Genomic DNA, 19,545 nt, shown 5'->3' on the forward strand with positions numbered 1-19,545 from the left:
CTTTTACCGCAACTGCAAATCCGTCGTCAATGAAGCGCCCCTCGGAACGCGCTGCCGCCTACGCGTTCCGCTCCATCGGCTCGCCGACGACGAAGCCGCCGCCCTGGAACCGCTGTGCGGGATCGTCGTAGTCGGCAGTCGGCGCCGTGACCGGGAACAATCCCGCGAACTGCTCGGAGCTGTCGCGCGGGCGAAAGCCGAGGAAACCGGCCTTCGTGTTGTCCCACCACTTCACCGGGTTGTCCGACGCGCCGTAGACGATCGCGTGCCCGACGCGGTTCGTCAGCAGCGAGCAGCGCACGAGCTCGATGAAATCGCGATAGCTGAGGAACGTCACGAGCATGCGCGGGTTCTTCGGCACCTCGAACGACGAGCCGATCCGCAGGCACACGGTCTCGATCCCGAAGCGGTCGAAGTAGTAGCGCGACAGCGATTCGCCGAAGCATTTCGTCACGCCGTACAGGCTGTCGGGGCGCAGCGGCGAATCGGCGTCGAGCACTTCCGTGACCGGATGGAAACCGATCGCATGGTTCGAGCTCGCGAACACGACGCGCTTCACGCCGTGCTTGCGCGCGGCTTCATACAGGTTATACGTGCCGGTAATGTTCGCGCCGACAAGATCGTCGAACGGCGCATCGACCGAAATGCCGCCGAGATGAACGATCGCGTCCACGCCGTCGACGAGCTGCATCACCGCCGGCCGGTCGGCCAGATCGACGACGCGGGTTTCTTCATGCGCGGCCGCGTCGCCGAGCGCCGCGATATCGCTGACGCGCACGACGTCGGCCCATTGCGCGAGTGCGCCGCGCAACTGGCGGCCGAGGTTGCCGGCCGCGCCCGTCAGCAACAGGCGCCCGAACGGTTTGCGCGCGCCGGTGGATGAGGCGTTCATCGAATCTCCTTCTCCTTGAATCTGACCTGGACTCCGATCCGGTTTTTACCTCGAATCGGAAAACGTTTTCCAACTATACGCGGGACCGCAACCGAACGTCAATGGTCGAACCTGTTCGCAGCCATCCGCACTTTCCCGATATCGGCGCGTGGCCGCGTGCCGGCTTTTTCTGCCACAATCCGGCGTTATCGAACGAAAACGTTACCCTTCCGATGAAAAAAGTTTCCCCGACGATCCGCGACGTGGCCGCGGAAGCCGGCGTGTCGGTCGCGACGGTATCGAAATACGTGAACGGCACGCAGCGCTTCTCGCCGGCGGTCGAAGCGCGGCTCAAGGAGGCGATCGACCGGCTCGGCTACCGTTCGAACCCGCTCGCGCGTTCGATGATCACCGGGCGCACGCGCACGATCGGCCTCGTGATCCTCGACATCAGCAACCCGCACTTCACGAATGTGGTCAAAGGCGCGAACCGGATCGCGCTGCAGCACGACTACACGCTGCTGCTCGTCGATACCGAGGAGAACCAGGCACGCGAACGCTCGCTGATCGAGGCGCTCGCGCAGCGCGTCGACGGGCTGATCGTCAGCACGCGGATGCCCGACGACGAGGCCGGCTGGATGCTCGATCTCAACAAGCCGCTCGTGCTGCTGCGCCGCAGCCCCGGCCTGCCGATTCCGAGCGTCGGCATCGACAACCGGCTGTCGACCTACATGCTCGCGCGCCACCTGCTCAATCTCGGGCACACGCGCATCGCGTATCTCGGCTTCGGCACGGCACGCGTGAACGACGAACGGATCCAGGGCGCGCGCGACTGCCTCGCCGAAGCGGGGCTCACGCTCGACGTGCACGACGCGCATGCGCCGACCGCCGAAGCCGGCGAACGCGCGTGCTCGCGCGTGATGCTCGGGCCGCAGCGCCCGCAGGCCGTGATCTGCTACAACGACCTGATCGCGCTCGGCTTCATGAAGGAAGCCGCGTCGCTCGGCTTCCGGCTGCCGCAGGACGTGTCGGTCGCGGGCATCGACAACGTGCCGTACGGCGAATACGCAGCGCCCGCGCTGACCACCGTCGACATCCAGAGCGAGAACATGGGCGAGCTCGCGATGCAGAAGCTGATCGACGCGCTCGCGGGGCGCACCGATGCGAGTTATTCGACGTTCGAGCCGCGGCTGATCATGCGCGCGTCGACGGCAGCGGCCGGTTGAGTCACCTGTCCCGCGCCCCAAAAAGAAAACGCGCCGCACTAAGCGGCGCATTCGTTTGCCGACATACGATCAAGCGTCGAGTTTCGCGGGCTTCATCTTCGGCGTGAGCACGTGCATGATCGCCAGCGCGAGCAGGTACGCGAGCGCGCCGATCGCGAACAGCACCCAGTAGTGGCCCGTGCGTTGCAGCACCTGGCCGATCACTTCCGAGAACAGCACGCCGCCGATCGAACCGGCCATCCCGCCGATGCCGACCACCGACGCGACCGCGCGGCGCGGGAACAGGTCGGAGGCCGTCGTGAACAGGTTCGCCGACCAGCCCTGGTGCGCGGCGGCGGCGAGGCCGACGATCAGCACCGCGATCCACAGGCTCTGCACCTGCGACACGAACGCGATCGGCAGCACGCAGCACGCGCAGATCAGCATCGCCGTCTTGCGCGCGCGGTTCACGCTCCAGCCCGCGCGCAGCAGCATCGACGACAGCCAGCCGCCGCCGATGCTGCCGACCGTCGTCAGCGCATAGATGCAGACGAGCGGCAGGCCGATGTGCTGCATGTCCATCCCGCGCGACTCGTTGAGCCACTTCGGCAGCCAGAACAGGTAGAACCACCACACCGGGTCGGTCAGGAACTTGCCGACCAGGAACGCCCACGTCTCGCGTTTGCGGATCAGCTCGCCCCAGCGCGGCGCGCCGGCGTTCGCGTTCGCAGCGTCCAGCGCTTCGGCTTCGTCGCGCGGCTCGTCGTATTCCGCGGCGAGCGCGCGCGTGTCGGCCTGCCGATAGAGCACGAGCCACACCGCGAGCCAGATGATGCCGATTGCGCCGATGATCACGAACGCCGCGCGCCAGCCGTAGGCCACCGCGATCGCCGGGATGATCGCCGGCGCGAACACCGCGCCGATGTTCGCGCCCGAGTTGAAGATGCCGGTGGCGAGCGCGCGTTCGCGGCGCGGAAACCATTCGGCCGTCGTCTTGATCGCGGCCGGGAAGTTGCCGCCCTCGCCGATCCCGAGCAGCGCACGCACGAACGCGAAGCCCGTCACCGAGCCGACCGCCGCGTGCAGCATCGCGGCGATGCTCCATACCAGCATCGCCACCGCATACGACACACGCGTGCCGAGCCAGTCGACGATGCGCCCGAAGCCGAGCAGCCCGAGCGCATAGAACGCGGAAAACGCCATCACGATGCGGCCGTACTGCACCTGGCTCCAGCCGATGTCGTGCTGGAGCATCGGCGCGAGCAGGCCGAGGATCTGCCGATCCATGTAGTTGATGACGGTCGCGAAAAACAGCAGCGCACAGACGGTCCAGCGGTAGCGACTGGCGACGGCGCGCACCGTGCCGACGACGGCAGATTGCATGAATGTCTCCGATGCGCGGCCGCGCCGTCGCGCCGCACGATATTCGTTGACCGGCGATCGGCGCCGGGGCGGACGGCCGTCGCACGCTATCGCGGCACGGCCGATCGCCAACCAATCTGGAAAACGTTTTTCAAAGCATAGGGCGTCGGCCGGCACGCTGTCAGTCGGGGATTTCGATGAGTCATCTCAAATTGGTCTCGGTAAAAGAGACGACTGTTTCGAAGAGTGGTATTAACCGTTTTTCCTGGATTTTCCAACGCGCGAATCGGGGCACGGACGCCGATACACATGTCCGATTCCAGCCAGAATCGATGACGGGGATGGTTTACAGTCGTTTCATGCGCCTCGATCCCGACACCTGCTACGACGCCCTGCTTTCGCGGAACCGCCGCTTCGACGGCTGGTTCTTCGTCGGCGTCGCGACGACGGGCGTGTATTGCCGCCCCGTCTGCCCAGTGAAGCCACCGAAAGCGCAGAACTGCAGCTATTACCCGACCGCCGCGGCCGCCGAGAAAGCCGGCTTCCGGCCGTGCATGCGCTGCCGCCCCGAGCTCGCGCCCGGTCACGGCTTGCTCGACCTCTCAGGCAATCTCGCCGATGCGACCGCCACGCTGATCGAGGACGGTTTCCTGAACGAGCATTCCGTCGACGCGCTCGCGCGGCGCGTCGGCGTGACCGAACGCCATCTGCGCCGGATCTTCGCCGCGCAGTTCGGCGTATCGCCGGTCGAGTTCGCGCAGACGCACCGGCTGCTGATGGCCAAGCGGCTGCTGACCGACACCGCGCTGCCGGTGGCCGTCGTCGCATCGACGGCCGGGTTCGGCAGCGTGCGGCGCTTCAACGACCTGTTCCGGCAGCGCTACGGCCTCAATCCGCTGCGGCTTCGCAAAGGGGCCGGCGCGTCCGCCGATGGCGACATGACGTTCCCGCTGCCATACCGGCCGCCGTTCGCGTGGGCCGACCTGATGCGCTTTCTCGCGCAGCGGCAGATCGGCGGCGTCGAGCGGATCGACGCGCAAGGCTATGCGCGCGTCGTCGAATTGCCGAATCGCAACGATGGTGGCCGCCTAACCGGATGGTTATCCGTCGCGCATGTGCCGCAGCGCTTCGCGCTGGCCGTCACCGTGTCGCCCGCGCTGACGCCTGTCGTGCCGGCCGTGCTCGCGCGCGTGCGGCGGCTGTTCGATCTCGACAGCCGCCCCGACGTAATCGACGCGCACCTCGGCGCACTCGCGAGCGGCTCGCCCGGCTTGCGCGTGCCCGGCGCGTTCGACGGCCTCGAAATCGCACTTCGCGCGATAGCGGGCGAACAGCTCGCGGCCGCGCATGCGGGTGCGGTGCTCGCGCGCATCGCCGAACGCTTCGGCACGATGGTAGAAGGCGCGCCGCCGGGGCTGACGCATGCGCTGCCTCCCGCGGCGACGCTGTCCGCCCTGCCACCGGCGGCGCTTGAAGAACTCGGCATTACGCGCGAAACGGCGCAGGCGATCCTGTCGCTCGCACGCGCTGTCACCGACGGCATGCTCGCACTCGAAGCGATGGCGCCGCTCGACGCGACGCTCGCCGCGCTGCGCGCGATGCCCGGCTTCGACGAGCGCGCGGTGCAGTACGTCGCGATGCGTGCGATGGCCTGGCCGAATGCATTCCCGGCCGACGATGCGTTGCTTCCCGCACGCGGCGAACACATCGAACGCTTGCGCATGCCATCATCTGCGCCGCATGCCTCGCGCTGGGCGCCGTGGCGCGCGTATGCCGCATTGCATGTGTGGCGCCTTCAAGGAGACGTATTGCGATGACTCCCGCTCACCTGATTCCGAGCCCGCTCGGCGACATCGCCGTGCGCATCGAGGACGATGCGCTGACGGGCCTGTTCTTCGTCGGCCAGAAATACTTCCCGTCGCTCTCGATCGCGCCGGAAGCAAACGCGCTCGTCACTTCGCCGATCGCGCGCAAGGTCGCGGAAGAAATCGCGGAATACTTCACCGGCATGCGCGAAACGTTCTCGGTGCCGATCCACCTGCGCGGCACGACGTTTCAACGGCGTGTATGGAAAGAACTGCTCGCGATTCCGTTCGGCGAGCTCGTGTCGTACGGCGACATCACCGAACGCGTCGGGTTGCCGATGAGCGCCGCGCGCGCCGTGGGCGGTGCGGTCGGCCGGAACCCGGTGTCGATCATGGTGCCGTGCCATCGCGTGGTCGGCGCGTCGGGCAGCCTGACCGGTTATGCGGGCGGCATCGACCGCAAGCGCGCGCTGCTGTCGCTAGAAGGCGCCGGGTTCGAGCGTGGCGCACATCATCCGGTGCAGACAGCGCTCGCGTTCTGAGTGACGGCGCGGCGCGGCACGCGTGGCCGCATCACGCGTTCAATACAGGCCGGCGCGCTTCACGCTTCGCATACGCACCGGGCGTCATGCGGAATTTCGCCTGGAACAGCGCGATGAACGACGACGTCGAGTCGTAGCCCAGTTGCGCGGCCACCGCGCCGATCGGCTCGCCGGCATCGAGCAGCGGCAGCGACGCGAGCAGCCGCACGGCCTGCCGCCATTCGGTAAACGACAGCCCCGTGTCCTGCCGGAACAGCCGCGACAGCGTGCGCCGCGTCGCGCCGACCTGATGGCCCCATTCGTCGAGACTGCGCGTATCGCCCGGATGCGCATGCAACGCGCGCGCGATTTTCAGCAGGCGCGGATCGCGCGGCAGCGGCACCGTCAGCGGCGCCGGCCGCATCCGCGCGATCCGGTCGGCGATCAGGCGTACGAGCGCGCCGTCCGGCCCCGCTTCGTCGTAGTTCACCGGCAATTCGGCCGTGGCAATCACCAGCTCGCGCAGCAGCGGCGTCATGCAGAGGATCGCGCAATCGTCGTTCGCATCGCTGCGTGCGATCGCTTCGTCGAGATACAGGCTGTGGAACGCGACGCAATCGCGCGTCGTCACCGCATGCGGCACATGCGGCGGAATCCACATCGCGTAGTGCGGCGGCAGCAGCTGCCGGCCCGACGGCGTCGACACCTCGAGCACGCCGCTCGTCGCATACATCAGCTGGGCCCACGGATGACTGTGCGCGTCCACGCTCACGTTGCCGGGAATCCCGAACGCACGCACGTACAGCGGCCTCGGCAGGTGCGCCATCGGCGGCACCGCATAAGGGTCACCCGATTGTCCCGCCAGCAACATAAGACGTCCTCCGAAGGTCATTGCACGAACGAGCGCGATGCTACCGTGGCGGCTCTTCTTTCACACGGCTTCCGAACATGAGCGCTCATACCCGCACCACCCGCAAGACCGTCACCGCGATCCGTTCGACCAAAGGCATCGGCAGCCTCGTGTCGCTGACCGCGTATTCCGCGCCGATGGCGAAGCTCGTCGACGACGTGGCCGACGTGATCATCGTCGGCGACTCCGTCGGCATGGTGCTGTACGGGATGCCCGATACGCTGCGCGTCACGCTCGACATGATGATTGCACACGGTGCGGCCGTCGTGCGCGGCGCCGCGCAGGCGTGCGTCGTCGTCGACCTGCCGTTCTCGACGTACCAGGAATCGCCCGCGCAGGCCTATCGCTCCGCCGCGCGGCTGCTCGCCGAAACCGGCGCGCAGGCCGTGAAGCTCGAAGGCGGCAGCGAGATGGCCGACACCATCCGCTTCCTGACCGAGCGCGGCATACCGGTGATGGCGCATGTCGGCCTGATGCCGCAGCAGGCCAACGCGACGGGCGGCTTCCGCGCGCAGGGCATGGACCCGCGTTCGGCCGCGCAAGTGTTCGATGCCGCGTGCGCGGCCGAGCGGGCCGGCGCGTTCAGCGTCGTCATCGAAGGCACCGCCGAAGCGCTCGCGCGCCACCTGACTGCAACGCTGACGATCCCGACGATCGGCATCGGCGCATCGCCCGCGTGCGACGGACAAGTGCTCGTGACCGAGGACATGATCGGCGCGTTCGATGCATACACGCCGCGCTTCATGAAACGTTACGCCGATGCGAATGCGGTGATGCGCGACGCGATCCGCCAGTACGCGCACGACGTGCGGCAGCGCGTGTTTCCGGAACCGGCACATTGCTTCGGGTACGGCAAGCCGCTGCAACTGACGGACGCGGCCATTGCCTGATGCCACGCGAACGACGCGATCACGCGCGCTTGCGCATCGCATGCGTGACCCGCGCGTTCGCCTCGAATTTCGCGCGATGCGTCGAGAAGAACGTCCGCACGTTGCGGACGTTCGATGCGCCGGTGAACAGCCGCCGCGCGAATTCGTCGTATTCGGCGACGTCGGCCAGATCGGCCACCACGACGAAATCGGGGCCCGGCGACACGCGGTAGCACTGCGTGACGGCCGGCTCCGCGCATACATATGCTTCGAACGCGTCGTAGTCTTCGGCCGTCTGCCGGTCGAGGCTGATCTCGATCAGCGCCGTGACGGCCGTGCCGATCGCGACCGGATCGAGCACCGCGACCTGCCGGCGGATCACGCCGGCTTCCGTCAGCCGGCGCACGCGACGCATGCAGGTCGGCGGCGACGACAGCGCGCGCTCGGCCAGTTGCAGGTTCGACACCGACGCGTCGTCCTGCAGGATCGCGAGGATGCGCAGGTCGAGATCGTCGAGGGTGATGCCGGCCATCGGCGGCTCCTTCCGGTCAGGGCGTGAAATTTAATTTCAACATGATAGACGATCTACGCGTCGTTTCATTTATGTCGATATTTTGAAATTTAATTCCATTCAACCGCCTCTACCATCGCTCTCACTGATCCAGACAGGACATTTACGGAGCGCGATATGTGTGGAATTGTCGGGGCGGTCGCCCAGCGGGACATCCTGCCGAACCTTGTCGACGGCCTGAAGCGGCTCGAATACCGCGGCTACGATTCGTGCGGCGTCGTGGTCTACCGCGACCGTGCGCTGGCACGTGCCCGCAGCGTCGATCGCGTGGCCAACCTGCAGCGCGAGATCGCCGAGCATGCGTTGTCGGGTTACACCGGCATCGCGCATACGCGCTGGGCCACGCATGGCGCACCCGTCACGCTCAACGCGCATCCGCACTTCTCGCCGAGCGACACCAACGCGCGCATCGCGCTGTCGCACAACGGGATCATCGAGAACTGCGACCAGTTGCGTGCGGAACTGCAGGCACACGGCTACGTGTTCGCGAGCCAGACCGACAGCGAGGCGATCGCACACCTGATCGACCACCTGTACGACGGCGACCTGTTCGATGCGGTGCGGCGCGCGGTCGCGCGACTGCGCGGCAGCTACGCGATCGCGGTGATGTGCCGCGACGAGCCGCACCGCATCGTCGGCGCGCGCGACGGGATGCCGCTCGTGGTCGGCGTCGGCGAAGGCGAGAATTTCCTGGCGTCCGACGCGATTGCGCTGTCGGGGATCACCGATCGCATCGCGTATCTGGAGAACGGCGACGTCGCCGATATCCAGCTGCATCGCTACTGGATCGTCGATGCGGCCGGCCAGCGCGTCGAGCGCACGGTGCAGCGGGTCGCCGCGCATAGCGGTGCGGCCGATCTCGGGTCGTACCGCTACTACATGCAGAAGGAGATCTTCGAGCAGCCGCAGGCGGTGGCCGATACGCTGCTCGACGTCGCGTCGATCATGCCCGAGCTGTTCGGCGACGGTGCGTGGCGCGTGTTCAATGAAGTCGACTCGGTGCTGCTGCTTGCGTGCGGCGGCAGCTATCACGCGGCGCTGACCGCGAAGTACTGGATCGAGAGTATCGCGAAGCTGCCGGCGAGCGTTGAAATTGCCAGCGAGTTTCGCTATCGCGACAGCGTGCCGAATCCGCGCACGCTGGTTGTCGCGGTGTCGCAGAGCGGCGAGACGGCTGACGTGCTCGGCGCGGTGCATGTCGCGAAGCAGCGCGGGATGATGCATACGCTCGCGATCTGCAACGTCGCGACGAGTGCGTTGATGCGCGAATGTGCGCTGCAGTTCGTGACGCGTGCGGGGATCGAGATCGGGGTGGCTTCGACGAAGGCTTTTACAACGCAGCTCGTTGCGTTGTTCTTGCTGACGTTGTCGCTTGCTCAGGTGCGCGGGCGGTTGAGTGATGAAGAAGAGAAGGAACATCTGCGTGCGCTGCGGCATCTGCCCGACGCGATGTCGAAGGTGCTCGCGCTGGAGCCGCAGATCATGGCGTGGTCGGAATTGCTCGCGCGACGCGACAACATGCTGTTTCTCGGGCGCGGGATGCATTACCCGATCGCGCTCGAGGGTGCGTTGAAGATGAAGGAGATTTCTTATATCCACGCGGAGGCTTATCCGGCGGGTGAGTTAAAGCATGGGCCGCTTGCGTTGGTCAGTAACGAGATGCCGGTGATTGCTGTGGCGCCGAATGACATGCTGCTTGAGAAGCTCAGGTCGAACATGCATGAGGTCAGTGCGCGAAACGGGCGGCTTTTTGTCTTTGCGGATGTGGACTGTGGGTTGGTGCCGGGTGACGGGATCGAGGTGATTCGGCTCAACGAGTACTACGGGCCGCTTTCGCCGATTCTGCATACGGTGCCGATGCAGTTGCTGGCGTATCACGCTGCGTTGGCAAGGGGGACGGATATTGATAAGCCTAGGAATCTGGCGAAGTCGGTGACGGTGGAGTGAGGGCGCCTGTTCTATGGAGAGCATGAGTATGCCCTGGCGGACCACAACTGGGAGAAGGGGGCTCGCCCCCCCCACTTGCCCGGCCGATCAAACCTTTCCTTACTTTGCAATGGCGACCCAGCCGCGGTTCTTCGCGTCGCGAACCCGGAGCCACGCAACGCCCCGTCGACAGCGACATACCGGAACATTGGTGCATTTCGCGCACGGCTGTATTGTTTCGACCGGACGCCGACTACACCGCGGTCGCACGCACTCGTGCAGAGGATCGGCGTCGAAGCACGGGACATGCGTGCACTCCGGAAGCCGATCAAGATCAGCGCCTCATACAGGAAAACGCTACTTCGACAGACGCAGCTTCTTCGACAGCACGACACCGCTCGACGGGCTGACCAGCCAGATGGCATGGATATCCATGTGCAATCTGGAAATCCTGGTCGTAATGTCCGTCGGCTCGTCAATGCTCGGATCGACATGCTCGATTTGTTCGGTCAGGTAAGGCCGAACCAGGCGCCCGGAAAAAACGAGTGCGAAGTCGCCATGCGTTTGGGCGTACACGGCGGGCGAAAGCCGCATGCGGCTACGAACCGTGGTCATTTTGCCTTTCCCGGACTCGAGTTCGATGATGTCGACCTGCTGGATGTACCCTTTTGCCTTCGCTTCGGGTGCAATCACGAGCCCTCGCCCTCGTGGCCCCGTCGTGACCTTTCTGAGCAGGATGCCCGTCCGGTCGTCGCGCTCTACGTCGAACAGGTCGACGTCCAGCGTCAATAGGCGCCGCTGTGACTGGTACCTCAGCCCGTACCGCACCGGCACCACGAACGTCACGTCACGATCCAGATCGACGGCCGCCAGGTCGGGATTCGGGCCATGCCGGCCGGCAGCGCCGGAGACCAGGCCGCGAACCCGGTTGCTCAACGAAGGTGGGATGGTGCTGATGTGCTGCTTCTTCAGCGCATCCCGAATTGCAACCGGGTCGTCGCCGACAATCGGTCGTGCGGGTGACGTGTCGTGATTGACAGCGGACGCGATGCGCGTCGTGCCGTCGACAGCCTCCGCCTCTGCATGCGCCGCGATTGGCGCCAGCATCATCGTCAAGGCGACAACGCACACGAAGTTCGAACGACCCAACTTGGATTTCCGGTGAAACACGGCGAACTCCTGATTTTCTCGCAGATCGGTCAACGACGAGCACTATAGAGTGGAATGATCGGCAACGCATCCACTGCTTGAATTCACCGATGGTCGGCGCGTCTCATCGTAGGCTCATTGTCGGCCCGGCAGCAGGTCAACGGGCACACTGCCGTGTTGCCCGGGCAACAACAACCGACCGGAAGCGAGCGGCGGCGCACATGTCGGCATGTCGCCGCGCGACCAGTCCGGTGCCGGGCGGACCTTGACGCAAGTTCCGCCCGCCGCCCCACCCCCAATCAAAACACCGTATGCAACCCCACCCGCGCCACCGTCTGGCTCGCCGAACTTGAAGCCGCATTCGGATCCAGCACGCCATTGACCTGCGCATTCGCGCCGCTGTTCGCGCGCTGGTAGTCGGCCGAAACATAAACCATCGTCCGTTTCGACAACAGGTATTGAAGCGCCACGCTGAGCTGATGAGCATGGTTGTTGTTCGCCGCTTCATTCCCCTTCATGTACATGTATTTCGCCCCCAGGACGACATCCGGCCTGACGTGCCACACCCCGCCGCCTTCGGCCATCCACACCCCGGCATCGTTGAACGAATTCCGCACGGTAGTCACCAGCGCACTCGCGGTAACGACACCAAAGTCGTAGTGCATTCCGACGCCCCAGTTGCGCACGCTGGTCGACGGCACGCCCGGCGCCGGGCCGTACTTCTGGTTCGTATAAGCCGCGCCCACACCAAACGCTCCCACCTCATAGTTCAACCCGGCGCTGACCGCATTGTCCGCGCCGATCGAGCCGGCCACCCCGCCGAACGCATACATCACGCCGCCGGACAAACCCGCGACCGTCGGCGAACTGTACTTGACGGAATTCGCGATCGGCTTGCTGCCTGCCGTGCGGTCCCAGTCAAACGCACCGGTCGGATTGTTCGGCAGCGCGAGACGCTGGAACGGGCCATTCCGGAAACCGTATAGCCCATTGATGTCCCTCGCAATCGCATTTCCCTTGGAAAAAAGGGAATCCACCATGAAGTCGTACTGATTGCCCAGCGTGATGCTGCCGTACCGGTCGCTTTCGAGGCCCACGTAGGCATTACGCCCGAAAATTCCGGACCCGATGATCGCGCCGTTCGCCATCGAGAACTGGTTCACGAGCGCGAACGTGGCGCGATACCCGCCACCGAGGTCTTCGGTGCCACGGAGGCCGAAGAGGTTGGGCGCGTATATACCGTCGTCGAATTTGACGTTCTTTCCGCCGCCCTCGTTGCTGACGTACGTGATGCCGCTGTCGATCAGACCGAACATCGTCACGCTGCTCTGCGCCCATGCGCCCTGCGCTACGGCAAGAATCGCCACTGCTCCAAACCTGAGTTTCATTCTGTCTCCGTCTTTTTGTGGAAATGCGAGCCTGCTACCCGCTACGTGGCGGGTACTCGCTCAATGCTTCGTAAAACAACGCCTTCACCCCGGCAGATATAACGACGCCTGGAATATGATTAGTTTTACTGATTTATAAATTCGAAGATCGCCGCATGGAAAATGGATTGCCCCACCCAAACCGATCAGAAAACTCGAATCAAGCGCCTCGCCAGATAACCCACGCGGCAGAATCCACCTCGACAGCCACGGCTTCCAACGCCGAGCCCGAGCAAGGTCCGTCGATACAAACACCGTCATCGAACCGGAACAGCGCGCTGTGATGGGCACACATCAACACCTGCGACCGGTAGCAGGAAACATTGCCCGGCACAAAATCGAGCGGCACCGAGAAATGCGGGCAACGATTCACATACGCCCACACCTGCTCGCCTCGCCGCACCACGATCACAGGCCGTCCGATGCAAGCTTCGTCGATGACCCGCGCGCCGCCGTCCGGCACTTCGGAAAAGCGGCAGAGTTGCGTTGCGTCCACGCTTCACACTCTCTGCTCGGGGTTTCCGAGGCTCCAGTCCCACGGACGCACTTCCACGCGCGAGAACAACCCCTCCTTCACATACGGATCGTTTCCGACGAATTGCATCACCGCATGGATGTCGTCGGCCTCCACGACGAGCAGCGTTCCGTTCATCGCGTCCCCCTGCGGGTCCAGCGTCGGGCCGCCGAGCCGCACATACACGCCGTGCTGCGAAGCCGCGCGCAGGTAGCTCCGATGACTGGGCCGCACGCGGTCGCGCACGTCGCGCATACCGGGCTGGTCCGTCGCAAACACCGCGAAAAATCGAGCCATTCGATCAGCTCCGGTCAAGGACGAAGTCGTACGTCGCTTCGCGGTACGGGCCGTTCAGTCCGAACTGACGGGCGAGCTCGTCATCCGCGGCGCGCGGGCGATACGCGACCATCAGCGACGGCTTCACGCCGAAGACGGCATCCGACTTCAGGTACGGGTCGTCCTCGTCGAAAAGATGCGTGACGAGCGTACGGAAGCCCGGCGCGTCGATCATGAAGTGCAGATGCGCGGGTCGCCACGGATGGCGGCCGGTGGCGTCGAGCATCTTCCCGACCGGGCCGTCGGTCGGAATGGGATAGCTGACCGGCAGAATCGTCGTGATCGCGTAACGGCCTTCGGCATCGGTCCGGTAGCGGCCGCGCAGGTTGCCGTGCGGCTGCGCCGTGTCCTGCCCGGAATACATGCCGTTTTCCGCGGTCTGCCACACGTCGAGCACGGCGTCCTTCACCGGAACACCGTCGGTGGTCAGCACGCGCCCATGCACGACGACCGGTGCGCCCGGGGTGAGCGCCATGTTCTCGCCATACGCACGCTCGGGCATCCCCTTGATGTAGAACGGGCCGAATACCGTCGTCTCCGTTGCGCCGGTTGCGAAGCGATGGTTGATCGCATCGACGAGCATCGAGACGCCGAGCGTGTCCGACAACAGGATGAACTCCTGGCGCACCACGTCGTCGCACATCTGCCCCGTCTCGGTCAGGAAGCGAATCGCCGCCATCCACTCGGCTTCCGTCAGTTCCGTCTCGCGCACGAACGCATGAAGATGCCGCACGAGGCTCTGCATCAGCACGCGCAAGCGCGGGCTCGGCGTGCCGTCGAAGCTGGCGACGACCTGCTCGGTCAGCCTCGTGTCGCTGTCATGGTGGTCATTCGTCATGTCTGCCTCCCTTTTTGCTTCCAGCCGTTCAATGCGGCGCGCGCCCTTCCCACACGTCCTGAAGCAGCGCACGAATCGCCGCGCGTTCGATCGGCCGCGGATTCGCATATGGATTCCGGCATGCGAGGTCGGCCGCTTCGTCGAGGCCTTCCTGCGGCATCCCGATGTCGGCGAGCGCCGGCGTGATGCCGAGCTGCTCGTTCAGCCCGAACAGCAGCGGGCCGGCTTCGGCCGCATCGTTCCCGCCCAGCGCTCGCGCGACGCGGCGCAGCGCGTCGGGCGCGGCGGCGTGGTTGTAATGCGCGGTATGCGGCAACATGGCCGCGTGCGTCTGCGCGTGCGGCAGGTTGAAGGTGCCGCCGAGCGTATGACAAAGCTTGTGGTGCAACGCCATGCCGACCGCGCCCAGGCAGGTTCCCGCGAGCCACGCGCCATACAACGCGCGGCTGCGCATCTCCTGGTCTTCCGGATCACGCACCACGACGGGCAACGCTTCGCCGAGCGCGCGAATCGATTCCTCGGCCATCAGGCTGATCACCGGGTTCGCGTCTTCCGCATAGAGCGCCTCGACGGCGTGCGCCATCGCATTGATACCGGACGCCGCCGAAATGCCCGGCGGCAGCGACAACGTCAACGACGGGTCGTAGAGCACGGTACGCGGCAGCACGCGTGCGTCGCGCCCGGTGCGCTTCAGCCGGCCTTCGGTGAGCCCGTAGATCGGCGTCATCTCCGAGCCGGCGTAAGTCGTCGGCACGGCCAGGATCGGCAGCGACGATTCGAGCGCAATGGCCTTGCCCAGCCCGATCGTCGAGCCGCCGCCGATCGCGATGCAACAGTCCGCGCCCAGTTCGGCGGCCATCTCGCGCGCGGCACGCGCGACTTCGACTGGAACGTGCATCACCGCCTGTGCGCACACGCCGGCCGCACGCTCGCCCAGTACCGCCTTCACACGGTCGGCGAGCGGCCGCTGTTCGGGCGTGGACAGGATGAGCGCACGCTGCGCGCCGAGCGCCGACAGCTCATCCGGCAGCCTGGCGAGCGCGCCCCATTCGAACACCACGCGGGAAGGTGTGCCTTGATAGACGAAACGTTCCATGAAAGCCTCAGCGCTTGAAGTGCGGCGGCACGTTGCCGTCGACATTGACCCAAACTGACCGAGCTTCAGTGTAGTCGTGCATGGCTTCGAAGCCCATCTCGCGGCCATAACCCGACTTGCCCACGCCGCCGAACGGGCTGCCCGGGTTGACGCGCTTGTAGCAGTTGATCCAGCACATGCCCGCGTTGATCTGCGACGCCATCTTGTGTGCACGCGAGAGGTTTTGGGTCCAGAGGCCGCTGCCCAGCCCGTATTCCGTCGCGTTGGCGATGGCAAGCGCTTCGTCGTCGCTGCCGAAGCGCAGCACGGTGACGAACGGGCCGAACACTTCCTCCTGCGCGATGCGGTCGGTCGCACGCTTCGCTTCGATGACCGTCGGGCGCACATAGTAGCCGCCGGCCAGCGCCGGATCTTGCGGCGCGCTGCCGCCGGCGAGCACGCGGCCGCCCTGCTCGCGCGCGACGTCGACGAACGACAGCACGCGCTCGAGGTGCTGCTTCGACGTCAGCGGGCCCATCTCGGTATCGGCGTCGAGCGGGTTGCCGATCCGGATCGACGATGCGAGCGCAACGAATCGCTCAAGGAACGCGTCCGCGATACGCTCGTGCAGCACGAGGCGCGACCCCGCGATGCACGCCTGCCCCTGGTTGTGAAAGATCGCCCAGGCCGCGCCGTTGATGGCCGCGTCGAGGTCGGCATCGTCGAAGACGATGTTGGCGCCCTTGCCGCCCAGCTCCAGTTGAACGCGCTTCAGGTTGCCCTGCGACGCGTCGACGATCCGGCGGCCGGTTGCCGTCGAACCCGTGAACGCGATCTTGCCGACGCCCGGGTGTTCGGCGAGCCGCTGGCCGGCCGTATGCCCGTAACCGGGAACGATATTGACGACGCCCGCGGGGAACCCGACCTCGGCCATCAGCTCGGCGATGCGCAACGTCGACAGCGGCGTGATTTCGGACGGCTTGAGCACCACCGTGTTGCCGGCGGCCAGCGCCGGGCCCATCTTCCAGCTCGTGAACATCAGCGGGAAATTCCACGGCACGATCTGGCCCACGACGCCGATCGGCGCGCGCTGCACATAGTTCAGGAAGCCGGTTTCGACGGGAATCACCGAGCCCTGCAGCTTGTCGGCCATGCCGCCGAAGTAGCGGAAGCACGCCGCCGTGCGCGGCACGTCGAGCGCGCGCGAATCGCGAATCGGGTGGCCGGTGTCCAGCGATTCGAGCTGCGCCAGCTCCTCCGCATGGGCCTCGATCGCATCGGCGAGGCGCAGCAGCAGCCGGCCGCGTTCGGCTGCCGGCATGGCCGACCATTTCGGGAACGCGCGGGTCGCCGCTTCGACGGCCAGGTCCACGTCCGCCGCGGTGGCCGCGGCGATCTTCGTGATGACGGAGCCGTCGTGAGGATTCAGCACGTCGATCGTGCCGCGGTCGACGGCGTCAACGAAGCGCCCGTCGATGAAGAGTTGGGTTTGCATGAATCGTCCTCGGTGTATTGCTTAAGCGAAAGCTGAAGCGCTGCTCAGAACGCGATCGGATACGGCGCGAGCTCGCCGCTCTCGTAGCGTTGCGGCAGGTCCGGCGTCGCGTTTTCCCAGACCAGCAGCATCGAACGTTTCGTCGAGTAGCCCTGGTGCCGGATGTCGGCGGGCATCGCGCAAATGTCGCCTGCGCGCATCGTGACGCGTGCCCGCGGTGCGCCGGTGTTCTTGTCGCCGATGTCCCACACGATTTCGTCGGACAGTTGCAGGAACCATTCGATGCGGTCGTTGCCGTGGAAGACCGGCAGGATGAATTCCTCGGTGGTCGGGCAGAACAGGCTGCGCCCGCACACCGACGTGACCGACGGATTCCACGTCACGTCCGAGCGCGACAGGTACTTGAACAGGTTGAACGCGTGCAGCTCGCCTTCGAAGCCCGGCTCGACATGCACTTCCGGCTCGTCCTGCGCGACGTCGAGAAACGCGCGGTTGACCGGCAGTTCGTCGCGCAGCGGCGAATCGCCTTCGAGGCCCGGCATGCGGCGCGTCGCGATGCGCGTGCGCTCGATTGCCGAGCCGTTGTCGCCGTGCTTGCGCCCGAATGCCGTGCCCGTTTCCTCGGGCGCCGCGAACGGGTCGAATCCTTCGTTCGTCCAGTCGTGCAGCATCGCCTTGAAGGTCGCCATGATCGTCGGCGTTTCGAAGGTCTCGGTGTAGTCGACCCCGGCGTCTTTCAGGATGCCGTTGAAGGTACCCGCATACATGTCCACCTTGCCGTAGTGATTGCGCGTGCCGAACACGTGATCGAAATTCACCCAGCCGTAGAAGAAGCCCCACGCCACGTCGCGCATCATCGCGCGCAGGAACGCGTCGGCCGGCATCGCATGCGTGCGCGTCTGACCTTTCGCGGGCCAGCTGATCTTCACGAAATACTCATCGCGCTGAAACGCGAACTCGCCGAGCTGGAAGCGGCGGTAGCCGGTAACGGCATCGGCTTCCGTGGCTCGCACCAGATCGGCGGCAAAGCCGGCGGAAGGGTCGAGGGTCTCGAGGGTGGCCATAACGTGTCTCCTGGAATAGTCGAATGTGTGCGGTCGGAACGGTCAGTGCAGGCAGATATCGGCCCACTTCTCGACGGACAGCTCGCCGAGCACGGTCTGTACGAGCGCGACGCCCGGCTTGCCGGCGACGAAGCGATACGCACAGCCGGCCGGCAGCAGCGCTTGATGCCCCTTGCGCAGGACGACGTACCCCATCTTGCGGCCGGCCGGTTGTGCGCCGGCGCTGACGGTGCCGCGGCCCGAGGTCGGCGGCATGTCGAGCTTGATGAATTCGATCCGGACTTCGCCGTCCATCTGGATCGTGAACTCGTCATGGGCGCACGCGAACCAGGGCGACTGGCCCTCGGTCCTCAACACTTCGATCACGTATTCGAGATTCTTGCCGGCGACGACCTTTTCGTAAGGGGCCGACTTCGATGCCACCTCGAAGACGTTCGAGAAGGCGTAGTGTTGCGCGCTGCCGCTGGTGATTTCGATCTCGCCCTTCCTGTAGCTGTCGAGCGAGCCAAAGACGGTGTGGAATGCCGCGTCGGTCATTGCTGTCTCCTGAGTTGAACTGCTTGTTGGATTCAACTCTAGGGGCAAGAGACAGCGGCAACAAGGCAACGGATGGCGATTACGGCATTTGCGTTTCGCGAATAATCGCGCGGGTCACCGCACCCAGCCACGCTCCAGAAGCGGAAGATCCCATGGGGGCTCGTCGCCGATGTATTCGGCGAGGAATTCGACCAGCGCCTTCACCTTCAACGCCTGTCGCTGCGTTGCGGGATAGACGGCGGCAAAGCTCAGCGGCGCGAGCTGGTAGTCGGTCAGGATCGGCACCAGCCGGCCCGCGACGAGCGCGTCGCTTGCCACCAGCGTCGGCAGGCAGACGACGCCGCCGCCTGTCAGCGCGCACTCGCGCAGCAGGTGAACGGAGTTCGAGCGAATCATGCCCGGCAGCTCCATTTCGACGACCTCGTCGTCGCGCGTCATCGTCCAGCGATTGCGCGACGGATAACCCGAATACAGCGCGGTGGTGTGCTGCAGCAAATCGCGCGGATGTTGTGGCGCACCATGCGCTTCGAGGTAAGCGGGCGACGCGCAAAAAAGACGCCTGACCGTGAACAGCCGCCGCTCGATCAGCGATTCGGAAATCGGCGGAAAGATCTGGAACGCGATGTCGAACCCTTCTTCGACGGGGTCGACGACGCGATCATTGACGATAACGTCGAGCTGGATGCCCGGGTAGCGTCGATTGAATTCGACCAGCGGCGCGCCGAAGTGATCGAGCGCGAACCCGGGCAGCATCTGGATGCGCAGCCGCCCGGTCGGCGTGGCGCGAAGCTCGCGCATCTGGTCCGTCAACTCGTTGACGCGCCCCACCACCTCCGCGCACTCGCGATAGAACGCCTCGCCCACTTCGGACAGGCGCACGTGGCGCGTGCTGCGATGGAACAGCGGCGCATTGACGAACTTCTCCAGTTGCTGGATGCGGTTCGTCACGACCGAACTCGTCACACCAAGCTGCCGCGCGGCCTCGGCGAAGCTGCTCGCCTCCGCGACCCTTACGAATGCCTCGATGCTCAGGAACCGGTCCATACCGCGCCCTTTTTTCGACAGCGAAA

General features: G+C 65.4%; 19 protein-coding genes. 5 read left to right on the forward strand and 14 right to left on the reverse strand.

Going from position 1 to position 19,545, the window contains the following annotated elements; translation table 11 throughout:
• Positions 1–58: 58 nt before the first annotated feature.
• The gene (locus ACPUER_RS04505) at positions 59–892 is read right to left on the reverse strand and encodes an NAD-dependent epimerase/dehydratase family protein (RefSeq protein WP_425130456.1); all 834 of its coding nucleotides are present in this window, start codon (positions 890–892) and stop codon (positions 59–61) included.
• 101 nt (positions 893–993) lie between these two features.
• Between ACPUER_RS04505 and ACPUER_RS04510 the strand changes: the two genes are divergently transcribed.
• Positions 994–2,097, forward strand: coding sequence for a LacI family DNA-binding transcriptional regulator (locus ACPUER_RS04510; protein WP_072438426.1), 1,104 nt, complete (start codon positions 994–996; stop codon positions 2,095–2,097).
• Positions 2,098–2,166: 69 nt separating this feature from the next.
• Here ACPUER_RS04510 and ACPUER_RS04515 read toward each other — a convergent pair whose 3' ends face one another.
• A complete protein-coding gene (locus ACPUER_RS04515; protein WP_204422331.1) occupies positions 2,167–3,459 on the reverse strand; it encodes an MFS transporter in 1,293 nt (430 codons plus the stop codon).
• A 320-nt stretch (positions 3,460–3,779) separates the two neighbouring features.
• On the opposite strand from ACPUER_RS04515, the gene ACPUER_RS04520 reads away from it, so the two are divergent.
• Both ACPUER_RS04520 and ACPUER_RS04525 read left to right on the forward strand, forming a co-directional pair.
• Positions 3,780–5,255 carry an AlkA N-terminal domain-containing protein gene (locus ACPUER_RS04520; protein WP_425130457.1) on the forward strand — a complete coding sequence of 492 codons (1,476 nt, stop codon included), beginning with the start codon at positions 3,780–3,782 and terminating at the stop codon, positions 5,253–5,255.
• Positions 5,252–5,785 (forward strand): methylated-DNA--[protein]-cysteine S-methyltransferase, encoded by a 534-nt coding sequence (locus tag ACPUER_RS04525; RefSeq protein ID WP_175964261.1) that lies wholly within the window; start codon positions 5,252–5,254, stop codon positions 5,783–5,785. Before ACPUER_RS04520 ends, ACPUER_RS04525 begins: the two co-directional genes overlap by 4 nt.
• 31 nt (positions 5,786–5,816) lie before the next feature.
• On the opposite strand, the gene ACPUER_RS04530 is transcribed toward ACPUER_RS04525, so the two are convergent.
• A complete protein-coding gene (locus tag ACPUER_RS04530) occupies positions 5,817–6,635 on the reverse strand; it encodes an AraC family transcriptional regulator (RefSeq protein WP_425130458.1) in 819 nt (272 codons plus the stop codon).
• Between the two features lie 77 nt (positions 6,636–6,712).
• Here ACPUER_RS04530 and panB point away from each other — a divergent pair, with 77 nt between their 5' ends.
• Entirely contained in the window at positions 6,713–7,564 is an 852-nt protein-coding gene (panB, locus tag ACPUER_RS04535) for a 3-methyl-2-oxobutanoate hydroxymethyltransferase (RefSeq protein ID WP_425130459.1), read from the forward strand.
• Positions 7,565–7,583: 19 nt separating this feature from the next.
• On the opposite strand, the gene ACPUER_RS04540 is transcribed toward panB, so the two are convergent.
• Positions 7,584–8,075: an Lrp/AsnC family transcriptional regulator gene (locus ACPUER_RS04540; RefSeq protein ID WP_021160045.1), complete on the reverse strand. Its 492-nt coding sequence runs from the start codon at positions 8,073–8,075 to the stop codon at positions 7,584–7,586.
• 156 nt (positions 8,076–8,231) lie between these two features.
• Here ACPUER_RS04540 and glmS point away from each other — a divergent pair, with 156 nt between their 5' ends.
• Positions 8,232–10,061, forward strand: a complete 1,830-nt coding sequence (glmS, locus tag ACPUER_RS04545) for a glutamine--fructose-6-phosphate transaminase (isomerizing) (protein WP_425130460.1) — start codon at positions 8,232–8,234, stop codon at positions 10,059–10,061.
• 336 nt (positions 10,062–10,397) lie between these two features.
• Here the strand turns inward: glmS and ACPUER_RS04550 are convergent, their stop codons facing one another.
• From ACPUER_RS04550 to ACPUER_RS04595, 10 genes are all read right to left on the reverse strand, one after another.
• Entirely contained in the window at positions 10,398–11,210 is an 813-nt protein-coding gene (locus ACPUER_RS04550) for a hypothetical protein (protein WP_425130538.1), read from the reverse strand.
• 278 nt (positions 11,211–11,488) lie between these two features.
• A complete protein-coding gene (locus ACPUER_RS04555) occupies positions 11,489–12,577 on the reverse strand; it encodes a porin (RefSeq protein ID WP_425130461.1) in 1,089 nt (362 codons plus the stop codon).
• Positions 12,578–12,776: 199 nt separating this feature from the next.
• Positions 12,777–13,112 carry a Rieske (2Fe-2S) protein gene (locus ACPUER_RS04560; RefSeq protein WP_425130462.1) on the reverse strand — a complete coding sequence of 112 codons (336 nt, stop codon included), beginning with the start codon at positions 13,110–13,112 and terminating at the stop codon, positions 12,777–12,779.
• Between the two features lie 3 nt (positions 13,113–13,115).
• Complete coding sequence (locus ACPUER_RS04565; RefSeq protein ID WP_072438385.1) at positions 13,116–13,427, reverse strand: YciI family protein; 312 nt, start codon at positions 13,425–13,427, stop codon at positions 13,116–13,118.
• A gap of 4 nt (positions 13,428–13,431) precedes the next feature.
• Complete coding sequence (locus ACPUER_RS04570) at positions 13,432–14,304, reverse strand: intradiol ring-cleavage dioxygenase (protein ID WP_425130463.1); 873 nt, start codon at positions 14,302–14,304, stop codon at positions 13,432–13,434.
• 28 nt (positions 14,305–14,332) lie between these two features.
• Entirely contained in the window at positions 14,333–15,400 is a 1,068-nt protein-coding gene (locus ACPUER_RS04575; protein ID WP_425130464.1) for a maleylacetate reductase, read from the reverse strand.
• 7 nt (positions 15,401–15,407) lie between these two features.
• On the reverse strand, positions 15,408–16,874 hold the full coding sequence (locus ACPUER_RS04580; protein WP_425130465.1) for an aldehyde dehydrogenase family protein: 1,467 nt from the start codon (positions 16,872–16,874) through the stop codon (positions 15,408–15,410).
• 44 nt (positions 16,875–16,918) lie between these two features.
• A complete protein-coding gene (locus tag ACPUER_RS04585) occupies positions 16,919–17,938 on the reverse strand; it encodes a hydroxyquinol 1,2-dioxygenase (RefSeq protein WP_310130790.1) in 1,020 nt (339 codons plus the stop codon).
• A 42-nt stretch (positions 17,939–17,980) separates the two neighbouring features.
• On the reverse strand, positions 17,981–18,475 hold the full coding sequence (locus ACPUER_RS04590) for a hydroxyquinol 1,2-dioxygenase (protein ID WP_425130466.1): 495 nt from the start codon (positions 18,473–18,475) through the stop codon (positions 17,981–17,983).
• A gap of 114 nt (positions 18,476–18,589) precedes the next feature.
• The gene (locus tag ACPUER_RS04595) at positions 18,590–19,519 is read right to left on the reverse strand and encodes a LysR family transcriptional regulator (RefSeq protein ID WP_072438373.1); all 930 of its coding nucleotides are present in this window, start codon (positions 19,517–19,519) and stop codon (positions 18,590–18,592) included.
• Positions 19,520–19,545 lie beyond the last annotated feature (26 nt).

This window comes from Burkholderia sp. DN3021, assembly GCF_049805555.1.
In the GTDB taxonomy this organism is placed as follows: domain Bacteria; phylum Pseudomonadota; class Gammaproteobacteria; order Burkholderiales; family Burkholderiaceae; genus Burkholderia; species Burkholderia pyrrocinia_C.